The sequence below is a fragment of the Winogradskyella sp. SYSU M77433 genome (assembly GCF_029911945.1).
Classification (GTDB): domain Bacteria; phylum Bacteroidota; class Bacteroidia; order Flavobacteriales; family Flavobacteriaceae; genus Winogradskyella.
Map to the genome: position 1 here is coordinate 1 of NZ_JARYTG010000036.1, position 548 is coordinate 548.

Annotated in this window: 1 pseudogene; it reads right to left on the bottom strand. The window is 44.7% G+C overall.

The features are described from left to right. A pseudogene (locus QGM60_RS18155) lies at positions 1 to 548 on the bottom strand (hypothetical protein); the annotation flags it as partial.

The following is a 548-nucleotide window of genomic DNA, read 5'->3' on the forward strand; positions in this document are numbered from 1 at the left end:
GCACTGTCGAACGATGGGCCGCTTACAAACGTTAATGGGTTACCGTTGCCATCTACAAACGTATCTACTATGGCTACGTTACTTAAGCTGACGTTACCGTTGTTCGTTACTGTTATCGTGTACGTTACCGTATCTCCTAAACTTGCTCCTGTTGGTGCTACATCGTTAGTGATAGCGGCTACTTTTACGGCTTCTATACTTGGATCTTCTGAAATGAATAGCTCTGTGGCATCGTCTTCTGTATTACCGTCTGTGTCATCATCATCGTCACTGACATCATCAACATTTGTGCCTTCTGGACTTTCTCCACTAGCCAATACGCTGTTGCTGATTGATCCACTATCTACTGATCCTTGCTCGATGACATAGGTTGCTGTATATGTGGCCGTCTCTCCTACTAATAACGTACCTTCTAAACTGCCTTGGTCAGCACTGTCGAACGATGGGCCGCTTACAAACGTTAATGGGTTACCGTTGCCATCTACAAACGTATCTACTATGGCTACGTTACTTAAGCTGACGTTACCGTTGTTCGTTACTGTTATCGT